The organism is Kitasatospora sp. NPDC001225 (genome assembly GCF_053597855.1).
On the sequence record NZ_JBSFJC010000002.1, the window covers coordinates 74,376 to 95,631 of the forward strand.

The following is a 21,256-nucleotide window of genomic DNA, read 5'->3' on the forward strand; positions in this document are numbered from 1 at the left end:
TGCTCGGCGTAGCGGCTGCGCCGTCGACCGAGCCGGCCGTCGGCCCCGCGCTCGCGGGGGTTGCTCCCTGAACGACTCCTACTTCCCGCTGGGCATCGTGTCGGCCCCGCGCTCGCGGGGGTTGTTCCAGCAGCGGGTCGTCCGGCGGGACGCCGAGCCAGTCGGCCCCGCGCTCGCGGGGGTTGCTCCGGCCCCGTGGCATCCGCGGCGGGGTGGAAGCCGTCGGCCCCGCGCTCGCGGGGGTTGCTCCCCCAGCCACCGCAATTCCGACCCGAATTCAGGTCGGCCCCGCGCTCGCGGGGGTTGCTCCAGGAGCGTCGGGCGCAGCACCTCCGCCTGCCGGTCGGCCCCGCGCTCGCGGGGGTTGCTCCATCGCCCAGCTCGGCATCCACACCTTCCGGCGGTCGGCCCCGCGCTCGCGGGGGTTGCTCCTACGGTGACGACTTCTGGCTTGCCGGGGCCGTGTCGGCCCCGCGCTCGCGGGGGTTGCTCCTACGGTGACGACTTCTGGCTTGCCGGGGCCGTGTCGGCCCCGCGCTCGCGGGGGTTGCTCGACCCGTGGTTGGGCACTCGGCATCGACGTGCGGTCGGCCCCGCGCTCGCGGGGGTTGCTCCGGGTAGTCGTGTCCGCGTCGGTAGGCGAGGTCGTCGGCCCCGCGCTCGCGGGGGTTGCTCCGGGTAGTCGTGTCCGCGTCGGTAGGCGAGGTCGTCGGCCCCGCGCTCGCGGGGGTTGCTCCGACAGCGCGACCGTGCACCGCCCGGTGATCCAGTCGGCCCCGCGCTCGCGGGGGTTGCTCCTCCTCCGGGCCGCGCCGCTGGACCAGCAGGCGGTCGGCCCCGCGCTCGCGGGGGTTGCTCCGGCCGCCATGGGGTGGTGCGGTGGAGCGGGCGGTCGGCCCCGCGCTCGCGGGGGTTGCTCCACAGGACCCACGCTCGCCGACCAAGAGGGCACCCGGTCAAGGGTGAGCGGGTCCCGGACTGCCGCCGAGGAAGTGTGGCAGCCGGACAGGTGCAGCCGGTGTTCTCCGTCGTCGGGATCATCTCGGGCTACTGGCCGCGCTGGTGGCTGTCCTCGCTGGGCTCCGCCTCTGAACTACCGCGCCCCCGCTCGGCTTCGGCCGGGCGGGGACGCGTTCGTCGTGTGGTCGGTCGGCGGCTACCCGAACGGCAACGTCGCAGTGCTTCGGGCGGTCAGGGTACGCGAGTAGTCGGCTGCCGAGGCCGTCAGGGCCCGGTAGTTGATCACCGGGTCACCTGCGGCGACCAGGGCGGTGGCGCACCCCAGGCACCACGGCCGAGGGGGGTCCACGTCCAGGTCCTCGATGACTGCATCCGCTGTGCAGCACTCGGCGCAGATCGGCATGCTGCCGTCCTCCTGCTTGCTCAGGCCCAGGTCGAGCCGCACTGGGTGCAGCCCCACCGGCCGTCCATGGTCTGGTAGGTGGCGCCCGACCCGCACATCGGGCAGGCCATGGCGGCCGCGGGCTGGTCGCTGTGCGGCAGGCTACCGGGCTGCGAGGTGTCGTGGGCCGGATTCTGCACCTCGGGGCGGTCGAGCAGGGCTGCACTCATGACGCACTCTCCTCTGGGTGAGAGGTGGATGGGGAGGCGCCCGGCCGGGGCACTCACCAGGCTTCCCGTCCGTCAGCCGCTCAGGGAGGCATGGAGGCGGCTCCCGCACGCCGTGTGCGTGCTCCGCACACCCTGTGCACGCCCTGCCTGTGGGCGCGGTCCTGCCGATACGGTGGCGGCCCCGCGTAGTCGGAGGGGGCGTCGTGTCGCGTCAGCGCCAACGTCAGCTCGGGACGGCCATCAGGTCCGCCCGGTGCGCACAGCGGATGACTCAGGCTCAACTGGGCCAGGCCTGCGGCTACTCGGCGTCCGCGATCAGCCGGGTGGAGGCGGGCCTGCTGCGGCCGGCCGACCACTCGCTCGCCGTGATCGTCCAGGTGTTGGGTCTGCAGCTTGACGCCCTTGGCCTGGGTGGAGCGGCTACTCTGGCGCGAGATGTGACCCCGGATCAGGAGGACGTCATGCTCCGCAGGCAGCTGCTCGTGGCCGGTATGGCAGCCGCCGGAGCCTCGGCACTCCCGGCGACGGCCGCGGCCCGGCCGGATGCGTCGAACCGGATCGTCGGGGCGCTCTACGAGCCGACAGCTTCGGTGCCTGTGTCGCTGCAGGAGCTCGGCCGAGCGCTGGCCGCAGCGCGCTCGCAGTTCACGGCGGCCCGGTACGAGGATCTCGGTGCCGCTCTGCCTGGCCTGCTGAGCACGGCCCAGGCGACCCGGGACGCGTCGGCCGGCCGGGCCCGGGAGGACGCGCATGCGTACGTGGCCCGTGCCTGGGTGCTGGCGACGGAACTCGCGTTGAAGGGCCATTCGGACGTCGCCTGGCCAGCGGCGGACCGGGCTCTCGCTGCGGCCCAGGCCAGCGGTGACCCCGTGGTTCAGGGAGAGGCGGCCCGCGTCCTGGCGATCACGATGCGGCGCGCCGGCCGCCCGGCCGCCGCGGTCGACCTCCTGCGCCGCACTGCCGGATCGCTTGGCCAGGGCCCGGGCGACACCTCCCGGGCGGTGGCGGCGACGCTGCTCATGACAGCGGCCTACACGGCGGCGTGCGGGCACCGCCGCACGGACGCCCTCGATCTGATGGCGGGCGCCGAGGACGCGGTCGGCCGCTTGGCGGACGCCACCACTCGGCCGCGATCCCAGCTGTTCACGGTCGACGCCACCACCGCGCAGGCCGACCTGTACTGGATCGGCGTGCACACAGCGCTGGGCACCCCGGATGAGGGCGTCCCGTACGCGGCACGGATCACCCCGGGACGGCTGCCGACAGCAGAGCGCCGGGCCCGGTACGGCACGGACTGCGCGCGCATGTGGCACCACCTCGGCGACCACCGCCGCACGGTCGCAGCCCTGATTTTCACCGAGCAGGTCGCCCCGGAGGAGGTCCGCCGACCAGCACTGCGAGCACTGACGGCAGACCTCCTGTATGCACCCGTGACGGTGGCAGGCGTGAGGGAACTGGCCGCGCGTACCGGCGTCTCGTAGAGAGCCATCCCCGCGCGTGCAGGGCCGACGGCGAAGGCCGCCCGGTCGGGCACCCAATCACGGAGCCATCCCCGCGTGTGCGGGGCCGATCTCGTGGTCAACAACGGTGGTGGCGGCGGCCAGGAGCCATCCCCGCGTGTGCGGGGCCGATCCGTTGACGCCCATGCCGATGGCGTGCTCGACGGAGCCATCCCCGCGCGTGCGGGGCCGATTACCTGCAGGGGCTCCGCCCCACGCAGACGACGGAGCCATCCCCGCGCGTGCGGGGCCGATCGCAGTCGCGAGCGCCGACACCGCCTGCGCGGCGAGCCATCCCCGCGTGTGCGGGGCCGATGCTTCGTGACCTGCGGGTCTATCGGCGGGAGCGGGCCGAGAGGATCAGTCCGTCGAAGTCGACGGGTTTCCAGCGGTCCTTGCCTGCGGTACGAACGGTCCAGCCTTGTTCGTTGGTGGCGGGCTCTACGAGGACGGCTTGGCCGTCGCCGATGCGGGTGGCGAGGAGGTCCCAGAGGCGGTCGCGGATGCGGCGGCTGGGGGTGCCGACGAAGACACCGGCGCTGACTTCGACCATCCAGCGGGTGAGGTGGCCGCGGAGGCCTTCGGGGGCGGCGATGAGGAGGATGACGGTCATGGGCTGCTCGTGTCCCGAGTGAACTCCGGGCCGATGATGGCCAGGTGGTCGTCGCCCATGCCCGGGTCGGAGGCGGCGGGCACCGGCGGGCCTTCGGTGCCGGACCAGTTGACGCCGCCTTGGACGGTGCCGACGCGTTCGTCCCAGAGTTCGTTGACCTCGACGTCGGGCATCTCGGTGCCCTCCGGGCTGAGGAGGGTCTTGACGTCGTTCACGATGCGGCCCAGCAGCTTGTCCTGGGCGATGCGGTCGCGCAGGCCGAGGCGGGCGTCGCGTTCCTCGGTGTGGCCCTGCTGGGCGAGGTCGAAGGCGAGGGGGATCGTGTACTCGGCCTTGTAGAGGTCGGCGATGTCGAGGACGAACGAGGTGGCCAGGCCGGTGTGGACGAAGCCGAGTCCGGGGCTGGCGCCCAGGCCGGTGATGACCGCGTGGCAGATCCCGTAGAGCGCGGCGTTGGCCGCCGACAGGAGGCGGTTGAGGTCGTCGCCCGCGGCGTACGCGTCGCCGGCCTTGTAGACCCGTCCGTTCCAGGGGACGCCGGTTCGGCGGGCTTCGGCCTGGTAGAGCTTGCGGATGCGGGCGCCCTCGCGGCCGCGCAGTTGCTGCATGGTGGCGGTGCTGACGTCCTCGCCGGGGAACCGCATGCGGTACATGGTCCGTGCGACGGCCAGGCGTTCCTTCGTCCGACTCACCAGCCAGGCCTGCCGGTTGAGGAGGGCCGCGCCGCGGCTGGGGCCGAGGCCGGCGGCGTACATGCGCACGCCCTGCTCGCCGACCCAGCACACGGTGGTGCCGGAGTCGGCGAGGAGGTTGACGGCGCCGTGGGTGATGCGGGTGCCCGGGCCGAGGAGCATGACGGCGACCATCGCCGCCGGGACGCGGACGGTCTCGCGCTTGTTGATGACGACGACGGCGTTCTCGTCGCGGTCGATGTGGCTGCGCTCGACGTAGACGCTGGAGACCCGGTCGGCGAGGCGGTGCAGGTCGTGGGGGTGGGCTTTCCACCAGATGTCGGCCATCGGTCAGCGGGCTCCGGCGGGCAGCGGCGCGAGGGTGAGCAGGCCGCAGCCGTAGGCCTTGGACGGGCCGATGCCGCCGAGGAGCGCCGTCTGCAGGAGGGCGGGGTCGCTGATGCGCAGGCGGCCTTCGAAGGTGGCCGTGGTGAGCGTGACGGCGGTGCGGGTGCCGGGTTTGGTGAAGCTGCTGCGGCTGCGGTCGGTGATCCGCACCTCACGGGCGGGCCGCGCGTCGGCGGGGGTGTCGGGGTCCGACGGTTCGAGGCCCGGTGCCGGGTGGTCGGTGCGGGCCTCGGGGACGGTGAAGCCCCAGCGCTCGGTGCGGTCCAGGAACCAGGCGAGCTGCTGGGCGGCGGTGCGGTGGGCCAAGCGGTAGGAGCGGTGGTGGAGTTCGGCGGCGGTCTTGGTGTGGTGAGCGCTGGGCTTCTCGGGCTTGGAGGTGTTCTGGACGGGGCTGGCCTTGAGGCGGAAGGCGAACTCGCGGCCGACGGCGAGTTGGCCGAGCAGCGGGCTGTAGTCGCGGATCGCGTAGTGCTCGCCGTCGGCGTCCGGCCATCCCGCTTGTTCGACGATGTGGGTCCAGTCCGGCTTGGAGGGGGTGAGGACCAGCAGCATCGGGCGGCGCGGGTGGTCGGCGTCCAGGCGCCACAGGATCCGGTCGCCGGGCTCGGTGTCGGGGATGCCGGCCGTCACGGCGCCGTGCAGGGCGCGGGGGTTGGCGAGCAGGGTGCGGCTGGCGGCGCGCAGTGGGTTGATGCGGACGCGGGAGAGGTAGGTCATCGGGTCACCAGCCCAGCAGGGCGAACGGGTCGTGGCCGGCGGAGGCAGCGGACGGTTGCGCGGTCGTGGTGGTCGGGGCGAGGCCGGTGGGGACGGTGAGCCAGGCGTGGCGGATCCGCCGGGTGGAGAAGCCGCGTTCGCGGGGGTCGAAGGAGCGCGGGACGTCCTGGAGGGTGTCGTCGCCCGACGGGTCGTCGAAGGTCGCGGCCAGGTCGATCCGGTGCGGCGAGAACGGCTCCGCGGCTCGCTCGGCCCGCCGCCGGTAGGCGCTCTTGGCCGCGTCGCCCGCCTGCCAGGGCTCGTCGGCGAGGACGTCCTCCAGGGTGCCGTCGCGCACGGCGCCGAGGGCGAGCGGCTGGGTGGGCGCGCAGGAGCGCCGACCGAGGGCGAGCGGGAAGGCGGGGCGGCGGATCGCCTCGGCGAGCGTCTCGACGAGGGCGGCCGGGCCCTGGACGGCCGCGACGAACACCGCGTCCTGGAGGTAGTAGCGGTGGGTGACGTGGGTGTCCTTGGCCGGGGAGGTCGGCTTCTGCACGCCCTTGGCGTTCACCCCGGCCTGCGGCAGCGCCCGGCCCCGGTAGTCGCTGACGGTGTGGTAGTCGCGCAGCAGGGTGCCGGGCTGGTCGATGCGCACGCCCAGGCGCAGGCCGACCAGGTCGGTGATGTCCGCTTCGCGCGGGCGGCCCGCGGCGGCCGCGAGCAGGCCGACGACGCCGGACTTGGTCGGCTGGGGCCGGCTGTCGCGGCGGTTGAACGCGCTGCGGTCACCCCAGGACTGGAGCGGCCCGGCCAGGCGCAGCACGAGGACCGCCTGCGCCTCGTCCTTCGGGACCGTAATGGGGGTGGGGTCGGCGGGCATCAGTTGTCGTTCACCCGCTCGATGAGCGCGGTGCGCAGGCCCTCGCGCAGCTCGGGGAAGGTGCGGTTCGCGCCGAAGGCCTCCGCCAGCTGCTGCCCGGTCTCGTCGGCGTCGGCGGTGCCGAGGGTGTGGCAGATGCCGACGTACAGCGGGGTGTCGCCCCACTGCTCTGTGGCGGTGGTGAACTCCCCCGCGAGGCGGCGCGCGGACTCCGCGACGATGCCCCGGCTCGCCGGGACCGGGTTCTCGTACGCGGAGACGAGGTTCACCGGCTGGTCGGCGCGCACGACGACGGCGACCAGGCTCGGGCGGGTGCGGTGGGCGAAGGAGTTGCCGTAACCGGTCGGCATGGAACGGGCGAAGGAGTCGACGAACAGGTCGACGGCGTCGACGGTGGCCTTGTCGTCGCCGAGGTTCTCCCGCAGCTGGTGCAGGCCGACGGTCGCATAGCGGTAGAGCGTGGCCGAGTTGAAGCCGATGGTGCCGATCATCCCGGCGCCCGTCTCGTCGGCCGCGTTCTCGTCGTCGACCGCCGTGTAGTAGTCGAACTCGAGCTCGGCGGCGTGGGTCGAGATCGCGTGCGCGACCTGCGTCGCGGCGTCCACGTTCAGCCCCGGGATGTCCGCGACCATACGGCCGAAGAGCGCGACGTCGGCCGGGTGGCCCGTCTGCAGCTGCTCCTTGACCGGCAGGGCCTTGACCGCCTCGTCGAGGGCCTTGGCGTCGAGGGCGGCGAGGTCGGCGGCCGTGTCGGCGACCAGGGCGGCGATGGCGTCCAGCTGGCGGCGCCCGTAGAAGAGCAGGTAGGCGGTGTCGCCCTCCTTCTTGCCCGCGGAGATCCCGGTCGACTTGATCAGCGCGTCGGCGATCCGCTGCGCATCCTCGGCGGCGAGGCCGGTGCGCTCGGCGATGGCCTTGGCGAGCTGGGCGGCGATCCGCTTGGTGCGGGTGGCGAGGTCCTGCCGGTCGCGGCTCTCGGCGAAGTGGATGCGGGTCGCGCGCTTCCAGGCCTGGGAGGAGACGCGGGAGCGGCGCTTGCCGCCGAAGTAGGCCTCCTTCGGGTTGCCGTTGTCGTCCCGGTTGAGGTTCGCCGGCGGGACGGTCTGCAGGATGTGCACGTCGATGTAGAGGCGGTCGGTCATGCGCTGCTCCTCGAAGGGTGGTGGTCCGGGCGTAGGTCGGCGGGCGATTGGGCGGCGGGTGATTAGGCGGCGGGTGATTAGGCGGCGGGTGACCGATCAGCGTGCGATTGAGCGACGTGCGATCGGTCGGCGGGCGATCAGTCGGCGGGTGCCTTGTCCTTCCAAGCCTGGTAGCCGACGGCCCACTTGAGGCGGACCTGCGGGCGCCGGTCGGTGTGGTGCCAGGCCTGGATGTCGGCCATCAGGTGGTCGTAGTCCAGCGGCTGTCCGACGGTGCGCAGCTGGGTGACCAGGCCGCGCAGGTGGACCAGCAGCGCGGAGACGCTGGTGGCGCCGGCGAGTTGGGCGACGCGGGTGTCGAGTGCCTCCTCGCTGAACTTGCCGCTGCGGCGCAGCGCCCGCAGGGCCTCGCCGAGCTTGACGCCGCGGCGGTGCATCGGCCTGGACTGGCTCTGCTGGTGCAGGCCGTAGAGGGCGAGGGCGGCGTGCTCGGCCTTCTGCTCGTCGGAGACCTCGTCGCGCAGGGCGAGGGTGTCGTTGACCTCGCAGCTGTAGAGCGGCCACATCTTGGGGCTGTCCATGACGGGGCGGCCGAGGCCGGAGCGCATGGCCGCGAGGTCCTCGCCGGGGGGCCGGCGCGGCTGCTTGGTGCGGGGGTCGAGACGCCAGGTGTGGTCGGGGGCGGTGTGCTCGTCCCAGTACCGGCGCTGCTTGGCGGTGGTGGTGTGCTCAGTCGTCAAGGTCCGCTCCAGGGGCGGGATCGGGTTCGAGGGCGCGTCCGGTCCCGGCGGCGCGGGCGGCGGCCGCTTCCCGGACGGCGTCGGCGTACCGGGGAAGGATCTCGTCGAGCCGGTGCCGGAAGTTGGCGCCGGCGGTGCCGAGCTTGTAGGTCTGCGACTTGCCCGCCTTGCCCGACGTGCCTGCCGGGGTGACGGTGCGGCCCGTGAAGGTGGTGGCCGGGGCGGCCAGCAGGAGTTCGTTCGCCGCGTCCCGTGCGCGGTGGTGGGCGACTTCCTCCCAAGCGAGCCTGCCCCGCTCCAGGACCTCGTCGTCGGCTCCGGCGTCGCGGACGCCGGCGAGCAGGCGGCGCACCAGGGGGTCGAGGGTGTGCAGGAGGAGGTCGCCGGGGCGCTGGCCCTTGTCCCAGGGGATGGGGTCGGCGCCGGCGGCCCGGCGCAGGTCTGCGGAGAGGTTGTTGACGGCCCTCGCGAGCTGCTCCGCCTGCTCGGCCACGTCCAGGAGGAGCTGGTGGGCCTCGCTGTCCTGGTGGAGGGCGAGCAGGGGCAGGGGGATGGCGTCGTGGATGACATCCTCGACGATGGCGGACTGGGTGCCGTAGACCATGCCGAAGGTCTCGACCTGCAGCGGGTAGTCGGCGGGGAGCCGGCCGTCCTCCCGCAGGGCGCTGACCTCGTCGAGCAGGACGCTGGTCTCGAAGGCGCCGTCGGAGCTCTGGCGGGTGGGCGCGAGGAGGGCGTCCAGGCCGCGCCAGGCGGCCTTGCCCTGGGTGTGGCGGCGCGGCCTGCGCTCGGGCAGGGCGGCGGCGGACTTCTTGGCGGGCGCGGTGAACGTCCAGGCGGTGTGCGGCTCTTGCTCGGACATCGGCGTGAGCCGGTCACCGGCACTGACGACCACCCGCGCGACCCTCGGCCGACCGGTCTCGTCCTGGTGCGGGATGAGGCGGATCCGCCGCGCCTGCCACGTCCACAGGTCGAGGAGGCCCTCGGCTTTACGGGGCTTCCAGGCGGGTTCGTGCGGGCCGCGCATCCACTGCGGAACGCCGAGGACCTCGGGCGGGGTGACGGGGAGGTTCAGCAGGAGGGTCTCGTACAGGGTGCGCCCGGTGGGGACGATGACGCCGAGCTGGCCGAGCGGGCCGGTCGGGTTGCCCGTGGTCTTGCCCGCCTTGACCTGGTCGTCACCGACGACGCCGGTCTTGATGGCGGCGGTGTCCCAGCAGTGGGCGTGCAGGAGCCAGTGGGCGGCCTGGGCCGGTGTCAGGTCGAGCGGGTCCGCGTCGCTGCGGTTGGCGAACAGCGGGACGTTGTTGCCGCTCGCCGCGGTCGCCACCAGGGCGGCGGAGCCCTTCGTCTCGTCCTTGGCGGTCCGCAGTCCGGCGACCTGCGCGAAGGGATCGACCGGGTCGAAGAGGTCGAACTTCGCATGGTGCTTGTCGAGGTAGATCCGGAGGCTGCCCAGCTCTGCCTTCGTGAACCCGCCCTTCCGGGTGAGCCGTTCGCCTTTCTCCGCGAAGTCCCGGGGTGTTCCGGTGGCGTGGGCGACGACGGGCAAGAGAACCTGGCGCAGGACGGCCGGCAGCTGGGTGGAGAACTCAACGACGAGGCACTCCAGTTCGTGGGCCCGGGCCAGGGCCTCGGCGATCCCCAGCTTCATGGGAGGCCCGCCGACGACGGGGCGCACCGCCAGCCATGGTTCGTCGACAAGGTTGTACCCAGGCACGCGCTGATCTCCCAACTGGCCCTGTTTAGCTTGTTGTTGCTTCATCGTGGCACTGGTGGAGGACCGTTGGGGTGCGAATGCTTGAATTGCCCATCGGCCTCGCGAACTTCGTACGCGGGGATGGCTCCTGGCCGTGTTTCCGGCCTCGTGCCGACCGTATGTCGGCCCCGCGCTCGCGGGGTTGGGGGCGTGTGGGCGGGGCGGCATTGCGTCCGCTGCGCCCACACGGCCCCTACCGCCATGGTCTGCCTCCGCTCACCACGAGGCCGAGCAGGTCGTCGTAGCGCAGCCGGAAGTCACCGAGGACCGCTTCGCCCTGTCTGTCGAGCTCCAGGGCCAGGCTGTGGCGCAGCCAGGGATGGTCCCGCCAGCCCGACAGCGGACCGAGCGCCTGCTCGGCCGCTTCGGTCAGCCTGGCGGGAAGGCGTACCGTGCCGGAGAGCACGTCGTCCACCACCTCGGCCGCGACCTCGCCGTTCGGGCCGAGGCTGCGGCCCGTCACTGCACGGAAGTCGTCCTCCCCGAGGCGGCGCACCAGGACGACCTCCGCGCTACGGTCCCCGTCCCGGACGAGCGCCTCGAACTGGCCCTCGGTGAGCTTGCTTCGGGTTCCGTAGTGGAGGCCGGCCAGGGTCTGCGAGCCGTGCTCCCCGGCGCGGGTGAGCAGGTATTCGCCAGCTGCGTCGCGGCGCTCGTTCTGCCGTTTCTCCCATGCCTGCTGGGCATCGTCCTGCGCTTCGGTCCAGGAGGCGGGGACAAGGGCGTCAGTACCGTAGACCCGGGCAACCAGGTCCGGCACCCGGCCGGGGATGCTCCACGTGCCTCCGCCGGCTGTCGCCGCCCGCTCGACCTCGGCGGCCGTGCGCAGCAGGAGGTAGCGGCCGTAGATCCCCTCGGAGGCCCGCAGGATGTACGGCGCCTTGTCGTCATCGAGGCCGATGCCGGTGACGACGACCGTGGGCCGGGACAGCGCGTGGGGGCGCTTGACGCCGTCGTGGCGATGGAGGCGGCCGATGCGCTGGAGGAGCAGGTCCATGGGCGCGAGGTCGGTGATCAGCAGGTCGGCGTCGACGTCGAAGGACTGCTCCGCGAGTTGGGTGGCGACGACGATCAGCCTGCCGGGGCGGTCGGATCCTTCTCTCGGCGGGCCGAGGAGTTCCAGCACCTCCTGGGTGCGGTCCGCCCGGTGGCCTGCGTGCAGACGGGCGTGCAGGAGCCGCACGTCGGCGCCGTACTCCTTGTGGAGGGCGTCGAACGTGGCCTGGGCGCGGGCCACGGTGTTGCGGATGATCAGCACGCATCCGCCGTCGGCGAGCCGCTCCCGCAGGTAGTCGGTCACGGCGGCATCCGCCGGCCCGGCGCCGTCGTCCGCGGCCCGGGCATCCGTCTCCGCCGGCTGCTCGTGGAGCACTTCGACCCGTACCTGGAGATCGTGGCGCCACGACTCGGTGCTCTCCACGAGAACCTCCGGCTGCCCGTCCCGCCCCGGCCAGACCGCCGTCACGCTCGGATAGCCCTGCGGCCCGGGAAGCTCCGGCGCCGCCGGGGCCTCCGCGGACTGCGTGCCGGCCAGGTAGGCAGCGGCCAGGTCACGCCGCTGCTCGGGCGGCAGAGTCGCCGAGAGCAGCACTACTGGCACGCCGGCCTGCCCGAGCCACCACAGGCCCTCCAGCAGGAACTGCGACATGTAGACGTCGGCAGCATGGACCTCGTCGAGGATCACGACCTTGCCCATCAGGCCGGCCGTACGCAGCATCACGTGCTTGGTGCGGGTCGCGGCGTACAGGAGCTGGTCGATGGTGCCGACCGCGAACGGGCTCAGCAGACCTCGGCGACGGCCCAGGAACCACTCGGCGGGGACCCTGCGCTCCCCGCCCTCGCAGCCATCGAAGCAGTCGGCCGACATCCCGAACTCGTCTTCCCCCACGGACGAGTAGTAGGAGTCGGCCTCCTGCCCCCACTCACCGGTGCCCTCCAGCAGACGGCGCCACTCCGCGTTGACCATCCGCTTGCCGTGCAGCAGCGCGACCTGGTCCTCCAGGCCGTCGCCGACCTCGCGCAGCCACGACCGGACCTGGGTGAACATCGGGTCCGCAGTCGCCTGGGTCGGCATACCCAGGAACACTCCGTCCGCGCCATGACGGGCGGCCATCAGCTCGGCCGCCGCCAGCGCCGCCTTCGTCTTCCCCTCCCCCATCGGCGCCTCGACGATCACCAGGCCCGGCCCGCCCATCCGGCACACCACGTCGAGGACCAACTCCTGCGAAGGCCTGGGCCCGTGGCCGAAACGGTCCCGGAACGCCTCCGGACCGGGCAGTGGCAGCGCTCCCCACCCACCGCGCAGGCCGAGCCGCGCCCACGCTGCCGCAGCCCGCTGCCGCGCCTGCGGCATCGTCACCGCCGCCAGGTCCGACACTCCCTGGAAGTGCCGCTCGTCGCTGGCGATCCAGTCCGCCATCACCACGAAGCCGGCCAGTTGGAGCTGCATCGCTCGGCTCGGCACCATTGCGGGCTCCACCTCAGCCAGCGGCGACTCCTCCTGGTAGCCCAACTCCCGGGAGAACACCTCCACCAGCGCCGACTGCGCCAGCCTCCAGGACGGCCCCTTGCCCTGGAAGTCCTCCCTCTGCGGAGGCAAGTTTCCCAACGTGGGGAACAAGCCGTGATGACCGGCAACCAACGGCCAGACCCAGGCGATCTGTTGCTCCGGCCAGCGGGAGCCCTCCAGCAGTACGCGCAGGACACGCGCGCCCGCCCTGTCGTGCCGCCAGTCCGCCCCCTTGAGTGCGTACTTGTTCCAGTCAAGCCCGGAGCGGCGCACCGCGGCCCCACCAACAGGATCGATGGACTGGAAGACGGGCGTGGCTTTGCCACAGTCATGGATCCCGCACAACCAGGCGAACAGCCGTCGCCCTCTCCCCAGTCCGCCCGCGACAGCGTCCAGACGCCGCCGCGTCACCGGCGGCAGGTATCGGTCCCAGACGATCTCCGCCACCGCCGCCGTGTCCAGCATGTGCGACAGCAGGAGGTTGACCGTCCCTCCGGCCCGCCCGGCAGACTTGCCCCACAGGGCACCCAACCATCCCTCTACCTCAGGCGGGTACCACTGCCAGCGGTCACCGACCATCGCCTCGACCTCCATGTCCGAGTACGCTTCGGAGCGTAGGTCGGGGCACTGACAATCCACCCTGGATTCACGAAGAGACAACGATCGGCGCGTGAGGTCTGCTATGGGAAGCCAACCGAATCGAACTGAATCAACCGGCGCCAGTTGACGCAGATCACCGCAGGTCAGGAAGTGTCGGCCCCGCGCTCGCGGGGATTGCTCCTGCCCGCTACTTCACAACTCCACAGTGAGCCAGTCGGCCCCGCGCTCGCGGGGATTGCTCGGTGCGCGACATCGGGGCCGCGTGACCGTGCGTGTCGGCCCCGCGCTCGCGGGGATTGCTCCCAGCGCCTGGAACAGCGGCTCCGGTCCGGTCTGTCGGCCCCGCGCTCGCGGGGATTGCTCTAGCAGCGCGCCGACGAAGAGCGCCGTGAGTGCGTCGGCCCCGCGCTCGCGGGGATTGCTCCGAGTACCTGGCCGAAGTCCAGATCACGAGCGGGTCGGCCCCGCGCTCGCGGGGATTGCTCCGCGCCAAGGTCGTAGTCGTCGGCCAGCCGGAAGTCGGCCCCGCGCTCGCGGGGATTGCTCCCCATGTGTACGGGGATGTTGAAAACGTGTTGAATCGGCCTCGCGCTCGCGGGGATTGCTCCCACACGGTTCGCCAGCCGTCAGCCTTGGCGGTATCGGCCCCGCGCTCGCGGGGGTTGCTCCGCCCTCGCGTTCGGCGCCAGCTTGGCCAGCGCGTCGGCCCCGCGCTCGCGGGGGTTGCTCCAGATACGCGCACGCGCCGGTGTCGCCGCCGCCGTCGGCCCCGCGCTCACGGGGGTTGCTCCTGAGCAGGCGGATGGGCGAGTTCGGCAACTTCGTCGGCCCCGCGCTCGCGGGGGTTGCTCCCCCAGTTCCCAGTCCGCGGCGCCGTACAGCAGGTCGGCCCCGCGCTCGCGGGGGTTGCTCCCCTGCATGGTAGGCCCGCGCAGAAGGGAGCCCCCCGGCGCGTGCCGGGGGCTCTCATTGTGGCGTCTCGGTGCTGACCGAGTGGGCCCCTGTCGCACGGCGGCCAACTGGTGTGGGGATCTCGGGGCAGGCTCTCGGGAGTTGCCGGGTGGGGTCGCTCAGGGGGTGGGGTGGGCGAGGGTGGTGAGGTGCTTCGCCACTGTGGTCGGGCTGGGCATCGCCGCGATTTCGGTGCTGACCTCGCGGGCGGCGCGCGTCAGGGTGTCGTCGGTGAGGAGGCGGTGGAGCAGGGCCGGGGTGATCTCCTCGGCGGTCGCGCTGAGGCCGGCTCCGCGCTGGTGGACGGCGGCCGCGGTGATGAAGCGGTCGGAGCCGTCGGGCAGGACCAGCTGGGGGATGCCCGCGTCGAGTGCGCCGAGGGCGGTGCTGCTGCCGCCGTGGTGGATGGCGGCGGCGCAGGTCGACAGCAGGGCCTGCCAGGGGACCCAGCCGTACGGGCGGACGTTGTCCGGCAGGCTGCCGAGCGTACCGAGGTCGAGGTCGCCGGTGGCGAGGATGAACTCGGCGTCGATGTCGGCGGCTGCCGCGATGACGCGCTCGATCCTGGTGAGGCCGTCGGTCTTGGGCGGGACGGTGCCCAGCGTCACCGCGATGCGCGGGCGGTCGGCGGGTGCGGCCAGCCGGGCGGGGAGTTCGCCTTCGCCGTTGTAGGCGACGGGCCGCATCGAGGTGCCGTACCGCTCGTCGCCGGCCATGCTGGGCGGCGCGAGGTCGATGGTGTCCGCCGGGTCGGGCAGCCGGTCGATTCCGTGCCGGGCGAAGGTGTCCGCCATTTCGGCGAGCATCAGCGCGCGCAGCTTCGGGGTGCGGGCGAATCCGAGGTCGTGCTGGACGGCGGGCACGCCGAGGCGGGTCGCCGCGAGCAGGGCCACCGGGAACTGGTACTCGTACACCACCAGGTCCGGCCGCCACTGCGCGGCGAGTTCGACCGTCTCGTCGGCGACCCGGCTGTTGACGTGGGCGGCCAGCGGGACGAAGGCCTCGCGGTCGGCCGAGTTGCTCTCGACCACCCGCCGCATCAGGTCGGGCCGCCGGGTGCGGCCGGCCTCCCTGATCTCCTTGCGCCAGTCGACCCCGGGCGCGATGGGCAGGTACGGCAGCCCGGACGCGGCGACCCCTTCGCCGCCGTCCATCGAGGCCACCGCGACCTCGTGGCCGAGCTCGCGCATCGCCCTGGCCAGTGGGACCAGCGGGAAGAGGTGGCCCAGGCCGGGTGCGCCGGCGAACAGTACACGCATGATGGAACCTCGGGGAGAAAGAGAAAGAGAAAGAGGGAGGAGGAAAGGGGGTCAGGAGGCGGCCCGGTGCAGGGCGGCTTCCATGCCGTTCAGCACGGCGTTGCAGTCGCGCTGCAGGGTGGCGGCGTCGACGGCGCTGAGCAGGTAGACCCCGAGCCAGTTGCGCGAGCCGGCGGACGGGTCGAAGGCGGGGACGGGCCGGCCGGCGGGCATCGCGAAGGCGGGGACGGCTTCGATGGTGCTGCCCGGGGAGAGCAGGCTCTGCCATTCGACGGCCTGCGGGTTCCAGAGCGGGGTGCTCTGCCAGGGCACGCCCGAGGCGTCGGCCGGGACGACGGCCAGTGACGCGGCGGCCCGGGTACCGGTGGTGGGCATGGCCTCGGGGTAGTCGACGCGCTCGCCGAGCAGTTGGCGGACCAGCATGCCGATCGGGTCGAGTCCGAAGACCTCGTGGACCTGCCTGGTGGTGAGCAGGCCGCCGAACCTGGCCGCGGTCTCGATGACGACCAGTTCGCCGTCCTTCATCAGCTTCAGCTCGGTGTGGGTGCCGCAGTTCTCCAGCCCGAGCGCGTCGACGGCCTGTCGGGAGACCTCCTCGATCCGGCGCTGGACCGGCACCGTCATGACGGAGGGCGAGGTGCTGGCGACCTCGACGAAGGACGGTACGGTCGGCAGCTTGGCGGTGATGGCCAGGGGGCGGTAGACGCCGTCCGCGACGATCCCCTCCACGCTGACGTAGTCGCCGTAGCCGGGCTCCTCGTACCAGCCTTCGGTGGAGCCCTGGGCGATCTCCTCGACGAGGCGGTCGTGGTCGGTGTCGGCGGCGTAGAGCTCGTTCATGCCGACCCGGCTGCCGGCCTGGAGTCCGCGCTCGATCTCGGCCCACGCCGGGGCGGCGTCCTCGGGCTTGTCCAGCACGATCTGGGCGACCGAGCCGGCGCCCCAGGCCGGCTTGAGCAGCAGCGGGGGCGTGAACTCGGCCAGCGCGGTGTCCAGGTCGGCGAGGCTGTCGACCCGGCGGAACGCGGGTATCGGGACCCCGGCGGCGGCCCAGGCCTCGCGCATCAGCCGCTTGTCCCTGGCGCGGACGATCCCCTCGCCGGGGCCGGCCAGGTTGAGGCGGATCGCGGCCTGGGCGACGGCGAGGACCGCGAACTCGGAGAGGGTCAGCACCGCGTCGGCTCCGATGGCCTTCGCGTACTCGACGATCAGCTCGACCAGGTCGTCCCCGCGCGGCGCCTCGGGCACCAGCTCGATGCTGGTGCAGCTGGGCCGCCACACGTCCTCGCCGGACGCGGGCAGCGGCGCCAGTGCGAGGACGTGCAGCTCCCCGCAGGCGGCGATGCGCGGGAAGGCGTACTCCAGCGGGGCGCCGCCCTTGACGTAGACGTACAGAATCCGGTTCAACGTACTTGCTCCTGAGGGAAGTTCACTCGTGGGCGGCCGCGGGAAAGGGCGCGGAGGGGCACACGGGCGCGCTCGTGCGCGGGCCCGTGCGGTGTTCCGGCGACATCAGCCGACGGTGTCGGCCGGCCGCGTCAGCCGGCGGTGCGGAAGGGGCGCAGCTGCAGCAGGCTGATCTGGTCGCCCTCGATCGCCCACTCGATGTCGACCGGGGTTGCGTACGTCTCGTCGGGCGAGAAGTGCGACTGCAACAGCCTGCTGATCAGGGCCAGTCGGCGTACGAGGTCCTTGGTCCCGGCGTCCAGGTCGGTGCCGGCGGTGCCGAGCGAGACGGTGCGGCTGCCGCCTTCCATGGTGTTGCACAGGTACTGGAGCGGGGCGCCCCGGCCGGAGACCACGTCGGTCACGGAGCGCGGCGAGATGTTGAGGTAGACGTTGCGGAAGTCCTGCGGGCTCAGCGGGTTGCAGGTGACCAGGACGCCGCCGACGGTGGCTCCGACCTGTTCCTGGACGATCACGGCCATCCGGCAGTGGTCCAGGGGGATGCCCGCCTGGCGGCGCAGCAGGACCGCGCGGGGTGAGAACAGCGAGGCCCAGACCTCGCGGACCGCGTCGAGGACGGCGTCCGTGCCGCTGGCGTCGGCCACCGATTCGTAGAGTCCGGCGGCGGAGAAGCCGGCCAGGTCCTCGGCGTTGGAGGAGCTGCGGACGACCTGGACGCGGGCGCCGTACAGGTGCCGGTCGATCGCCCGGTCGATCTCGGTGCGGATCGGGTCGGGCAGCGGGGTGTCGCGGATCAGCCGCTGGGCTTCGAGGCAGAGGGCCTCGATGCGCTCCTCGATGCGTTCCTCGATCCGCCTCCCCTCGTGGAGCGAAGTCCCGTCCCGGAGGGCGGAGTCCAGCCGGTCGACGGCGGTGCGGAGCTCCGCCGAGGAGTCGAGGAAGCGCTGCTGGAGGGAGAACGGCAGCACGATGCCGCGCGGCACGTGGGCGTACTCCTTCACCAGGAGCTGCGCGGCGGCGTCCAGTTCGGCCGTGTCCGCGTCCTCCGGGAGGCCGAGTTGCCGGGCGAGGTAGCGCAGCAGGTTGTCCCGGGGCGGCCGGGGCACGCTGTAGAAGCCGAGCCAGCGCGGTGAGCCGTGCTGGAGCAGGTGGGTGAGTTCGCCGAGGTTGGCGGCCTTGGTGCCGAACCGGACGTGGTCCCCTTCGCGCAGTGCGGACAGCGGGGTGACCGGCGTGGGCGTGAGGTCGGGCAGGTCCACGGCGACGCGGTCGGCCGGCGGGGTCGGCGGGGCTTCCTCGCGGTCGCCGGGCCGGGCGGCTTCGAGGAGGAGCTCTCCGCCGTCGGCTTCGACGCGGTAGTGCACCCAACATCGGTCGTGCAGCCCGGCGCGGTCGATGCGCTCGACGGCTTCGACGCCGACGGCGTTGGGGATGCGCCATCCGGCGGCCATCACGTTGATGTGGGAGAGCGGTGTGGTGTGCTCGGTGTGGATGATGCCGGAGACCCGGGGGATGTCCTCGGGCACCCGGGGCATCACCACGATGTCGTGCCACTCCAGCGGCTCGGGGTCGGCCCGGTACTCCTCCTCCGAGCCGAACACGCGCAGCCGACCGTGGGCGGTCCCGGCGTTCAGCGGTACGTAGGAGGCCGCGGAGTAGAGCTCGTGGGACAGGACGCGCGGTATCTCGGTCTCCGGTATGCGGGCGAGATAGCCCTCCTGCTCGTGGCCGGCCGGCTTGAGGACGAGCGGCAGCAAGGGGTCGATGTGCTCGCGCACCCGGTGGTAGAAGAACCGGAGCATGTCCTGGGACATGGTGTCGACGTCGACGGTTTCCAGGGACAGGAAGGTGTCGGCCTCGCCGTTTTCCGCGGCGCGGCGGGTGTGGCGGGCGAGGGTGCCGAGATAGAAGCGACGGTCGGGATTCCGGTACACGTCGTCATTGAACGAATCGAGTCCGCGCGCCAGTTCGTCGATCGACATGCCGAGGATCTCGCACGCGATGTAGCGGACGTGGAGGGTGCCGTCGGCGCTGTCGATGAAGTGGAGCACCGACTCGTCGCGGTCGAGTACGACTTTCACATAGGGATAGCCCCCGACCTGGCCGGCGAGCTCGGAGAACTCCTCCAGGGTGAGCTTTTCGCCGGCGAGGCGGGGCCGCGTGGTCGCGTCGTTGCGATCCGAACGGGTCATGCGCACAGTTCAGCCATTCTTCGTCGTGTACACGATCAGTACACCTGGTGCAGAAGGGTCGGTACGACGGCGCCCACATTGCCATTCGATTTCAATGTTTGACGAATGGTCATGTCACATCAGGCCATCATGGAACGATCCGGCCACGGGAATCCGATAGGGGAATCCGCCCCGCCGCATCAAGCTGTGGTAAAGGTCACAACAAGGGGTGACCGGTGCTTGGTGAGCGATCGAGCATTTCCGGAATCATTGATTCCTGTACGACCTCAGGAGGGCGCGCGCACTCCTCGCGCACCCTCCCCGCGCACCCCGATCGGAGCCGGCCGACGGATCCGGCGGCCCCGGCGGCCTCGGCGGCACACCGGGGCAGGACAGGGCGTACGACCCTCCAGTGCCAGTGGCATATTGCCCGGAACGGCCCACTCCCGGATGCGGCGAAAGTGCGTAGATCCCTTGTATTTCAAGGGAGTTGACGCATACCGGGGGGTACGGTGAGGTGGGCATGACGCTCCGGTCGGCGTCGCGTCCCGGGCTCGGGCCCGGGCGGGTCGGCCGTAGCTGCCATCGGCGCGAAGGGGGAGCTTCCTGATGGCATACGCGAAGGGTTATGACGTCTCCGACTTCCAGTCGGGCATTCCGGGGGACGCGGAGTTCGTCTTCATCAAGGCCACCGAGGGCGGCCGCACCGGCCAGTCGGGGTACACCGACAAGCTGGCGGACGCCCGGGGGCGGGGACTGGTGGTCGGGCACTACCACTTCCTGCACGCGGAGAACCCGGTCGACGGCGAGATCGAGCACTTCTGCCGGGTCGTCGGGCAGGTGCCCGCGGGCGAGCTGCTGGTGCTGGACTTCGAGCCGTACGGGCAGTCCGTCGCCGACGGCGACGCGACCGCGGCGAAGAACCAGTGGCTGGCGGCGGTCAAACAGCGCTACCCGGACCACCTGGTCGGCCTCTACACCAACCGGGACTACTGGTTCCGGACGGACGACAACGCGGGCGACTTCCTGTGGATCGCGGACTACGTGTCCCCGGGTTCGCCGCGCGTCCAGGCCTCCTGGCGCTTCCACCAGTACAGCGACGACCCGCTCGACGCGGACGTCTTCAACGGCTCGCTGGACGAGTTGAGGGCGTGGGCCGGCAGCGGCCAGGCCCCGGCCCCCGACACACCCGCGCCGACGCCGACGCCGAATCCCACGCCCTCGGTGCCCGACTGGCCGGGGCTGCAGCTGGTGAGCCGGGACCAGTGGGGCGCGCGGGCATGGCGCGAGCCCAACGGTTCGATCCCGTACGCCGGTGCGCGCGCCGGGGTGAAGGTGCACTACCTGGGCACCCGGTACGCCTTCGACACCCACGACACCTGCCCGGCCTACGTGCGGCGCCTCCAGGCCTCGCACATGAACGACGACGGCTGGTCGGACATCGGCTACAGCTTCGTGGTCTGCGAGCACGGCTTCGTGTACGAGGGCCGCGGCCTGAACCGGCGCAACAGCGCCAACGGCGACGTCCCGCTCAACGAGGCCCACTACGCGGTGTGCGGGCTGGTCGGCTCCTCCGGGTCGACGGAGCCGACCCCGGAGCAGCTCAACGGGCTGCGGGACGCGATCGAGTACTGCGAGCAGCAGGGCCCGGCGGGCCCGGAGATCAAGGGGCACCAGGACGGCTACTCGACCGACTGCCCCGGCCCGGCGCTGTACGCCTGGGTGCGGTCCGGTGCGCCGCGCCCGTCCGGGACGGTGGTCACCCCGCCGTCCGAGCCCGCGCCGCAGCCCGACCCGACGCCGGCCCGCTACCAGAGCAGCGTCGGCGGCCTGCCGTACGGCTACGGCGCGCACGGTCCGCAGGTCACCATCGTCGGCGAGGCGCTGGTGGCGGCGAACTTCGGCTCGCACTACACCCAGGGCCCCGGCCCGGACTGGACCGACGCCGACACCCTCAACTACGCCGACTACCAGCGCAGTCTGGGGTACTCGGGCGGGGACGCGGACGGCGTGCCCGGCGAGGCCTCGCTGCGCCGGCTGCTGGGCGGGGCGGTCCCGCTGGCCGAGGTGTCGAAGTCCCGGGTGGTCGCGGCCGCCCGCCAGGACCCGGACGCGGCCCAGGGCGCCACCACGTACCCGGACGACGTGTACACGGTGGAGCAGGCGCTCCGCGCCGAGGGGCTGCTCGACGGGCAGTGGGTCGACGGCTCGTTCGGCACCAGCACCATCGACGCCTACGCCGCCCTGCAGCGCCGGTACGGGTACAGCGGGCAGCAGGCGGACGGCATCCCCGGCATCGACTCGCTGACGCGGCTCGGCCAGGCGCACGGCTTCACGGTCACCGGCTGATCGACGGCCACCGGCTGATCCACAGTCACT

General features: G+C 72.3%; 15 protein-coding genes and 2 CRISPR repeat arrays (1 of these 17 running past the window's edge). Of the genes, 2 read left to right on the forward strand and 13 right to left on the reverse strand.

Annotated features, from left to right (window positions below; genetic code table 11):
* A CRISPR array of direct repeats spans positions 1-919; the repeat unit is 28 nt; unit sequence GTCGGCCCCGCGCTCGCGGGGGTTGCTC; it begins 1,978 nt to the left of the window's first position.
* Between the two features lie 237 nt (positions 920-1,156).
* Together ACWDCZ_RS01085 and ACWDCZ_RS01090 are read right to left on the reverse strand one after the other, a co-directional pair.
* Positions 1,157-1,420: a hypothetical protein gene (locus tag ACWDCZ_RS01085; protein ID WP_143204726.1), complete on the reverse strand. Its 264-nt coding sequence runs from the start codon at positions 1,418-1,420 to the stop codon at positions 1,157-1,159.
* A complete protein-coding gene (locus ACWDCZ_RS01090; protein WP_074006003.1) occupies positions 1,384-1,572 on the reverse strand; it encodes an eL43 family ribosomal protein in 189 nt (62 codons plus the stop codon). Before ACWDCZ_RS01090 ends, ACWDCZ_RS01085 begins: the two co-directional genes overlap by 37 nt.
* Before the next feature lie 203 nt (positions 1,573-1,775).
* Between ACWDCZ_RS01090 and ACWDCZ_RS01095 the strand changes: the two genes are divergently transcribed.
* Entirely contained in the window at positions 1,776-3,053 is a 1,278-nt protein-coding gene (locus ACWDCZ_RS01095) for a helix-turn-helix domain-containing protein (protein ID WP_449814878.1), read from the forward strand.
* A 352-nt stretch (positions 3,054-3,405) separates the two neighbouring features.
* Here ACWDCZ_RS01095 and cas2e read toward each other — a convergent pair whose 3' ends face one another.
* The 11 genes from cas2e to ACWDCZ_RS01150 all read right to left on the reverse strand — a co-directional run bounded on the left by cas2e (position 3,406) and on the right by ACWDCZ_RS01150 (position 18,898).
* Positions 3,406-3,684 carry a type I-E CRISPR-associated endoribonuclease Cas2e gene (cas2e, locus tag ACWDCZ_RS01100; protein ID WP_117486717.1) on the reverse strand — a complete coding sequence of 93 codons (279 nt, stop codon included), beginning with the start codon at positions 3,682-3,684 and terminating at the stop codon, positions 3,406-3,408.
* The gene (cas1e, locus tag ACWDCZ_RS01105; protein ID WP_449814879.1) at positions 3,681-4,703 is read right to left on the reverse strand and encodes a type I-E CRISPR-associated endonuclease Cas1e; all 1,023 of its coding nucleotides are present in this window, start codon (positions 4,701-4,703) and stop codon (positions 3,681-3,683) included. The genes cas2e and cas1e overlap by 4 nt, the downstream gene beginning before the upstream one ends.
* 3 nt (positions 4,704-4,706) lie before the next feature.
* Positions 4,707-5,480, reverse strand: coding sequence for a type I-E CRISPR-associated protein Cas6/Cse3/CasE (cas6e, locus tag ACWDCZ_RS01110; protein ID WP_449814880.1), 774 nt, complete (start codon positions 5,478-5,480; stop codon positions 4,707-4,709).
* A 4-nt stretch (positions 5,481-5,484) separates the two neighbouring features.
* The gene (cas5e, locus tag ACWDCZ_RS01115) at positions 5,485-6,339 is read right to left on the reverse strand and encodes a type I-E CRISPR-associated protein Cas5/CasD (protein ID WP_449814881.1); all 855 of its coding nucleotides are present in this window, start codon (positions 6,337-6,339) and stop codon (positions 5,485-5,487) included.
* Positions 6,339-7,481, reverse strand: coding sequence for a type I-E CRISPR-associated protein Cas7/Cse4/CasC (gene cas7e / locus ACWDCZ_RS01120; protein ID WP_449814882.1), 1,143 nt, complete (start codon positions 7,479-7,481; stop codon positions 6,339-6,341). Before cas7e ends, cas5e begins: the two co-directional genes overlap by 1 nt.
* Before the next feature lie 137 nt (positions 7,482-7,618).
* Positions 7,619-8,221 (reverse strand): type I-E CRISPR-associated protein Cse2/CasB, encoded by a 603-nt coding sequence (gene casB / locus ACWDCZ_RS01125; RefSeq protein ID WP_449814883.1) that lies wholly within the window; start codon positions 8,219-8,221, stop codon positions 7,619-7,621.
* Positions 8,211-9,941 carry a type I-E CRISPR-associated protein Cse1/CasA gene (gene casA / locus ACWDCZ_RS01130; protein WP_449814884.1) on the reverse strand — a complete coding sequence of 577 codons (1,731 nt, stop codon included), beginning with the start codon at positions 9,939-9,941 and terminating at the stop codon, positions 8,211-8,213. Before casA ends, casB begins: the two co-directional genes overlap by 11 nt.
* A gap of 232 nt (positions 9,942-10,173) precedes the next feature.
* A complete protein-coding gene (gene cas3, locus ACWDCZ_RS01135) occupies positions 10,174-13,083 on the reverse strand; it encodes a CRISPR-associated helicase Cas3' (RefSeq protein ID WP_449814885.1) in 2,910 nt (969 codons plus the stop codon).
* A gap of 158 nt (positions 13,084-13,241) precedes the next feature.
* A CRISPR array of direct repeats spans positions 13,242-14,001; the repeat unit is 28 nt; unit sequence GTCGGCCCCGCGCTCGCGGGGATTGCTC.
* 158 nt (positions 14,002-14,159) lie between these two features.
* Positions 14,160-15,299 carry a nucleotide disphospho-sugar-binding domain-containing protein gene (locus ACWDCZ_RS01140; RefSeq protein ID WP_449814886.1) on the reverse strand — a complete coding sequence of 380 codons (1,140 nt, stop codon included), beginning with the start codon at positions 15,297-15,299 and terminating at the stop codon, positions 14,160-14,162.
* A 51-nt stretch (positions 15,300-15,350) separates the two neighbouring features.
* Positions 15,351-16,706 (reverse strand): ATP-grasp domain-containing protein, encoded by a 1,356-nt coding sequence (locus ACWDCZ_RS01145; protein ID WP_449814887.1) that lies wholly within the window; start codon positions 16,704-16,706, stop codon positions 15,351-15,353.
* A 131-nt stretch (positions 16,707-16,837) separates the two neighbouring features.
* Positions 16,838-18,898, reverse strand: a complete 2,061-nt coding sequence (locus tag ACWDCZ_RS01150; protein WP_449814888.1) for a PEP/pyruvate-binding domain-containing protein — start codon at positions 18,896-18,898, stop codon at positions 16,838-16,840.
* A gap of 588 nt (positions 18,899-19,486) precedes the next feature.
* On the opposite strand from ACWDCZ_RS01150, the gene ACWDCZ_RS01155 reads away from it, so the two are divergent.
* On the forward strand, positions 19,487-21,226 hold the full coding sequence (locus ACWDCZ_RS01155) for a peptidoglycan-binding protein (protein ID WP_449814889.1): 1,740 nt from the start codon (positions 19,487-19,489) through the stop codon (positions 21,224-21,226).
* Positions 21,227-21,256 lie beyond the last annotated feature (30 nt).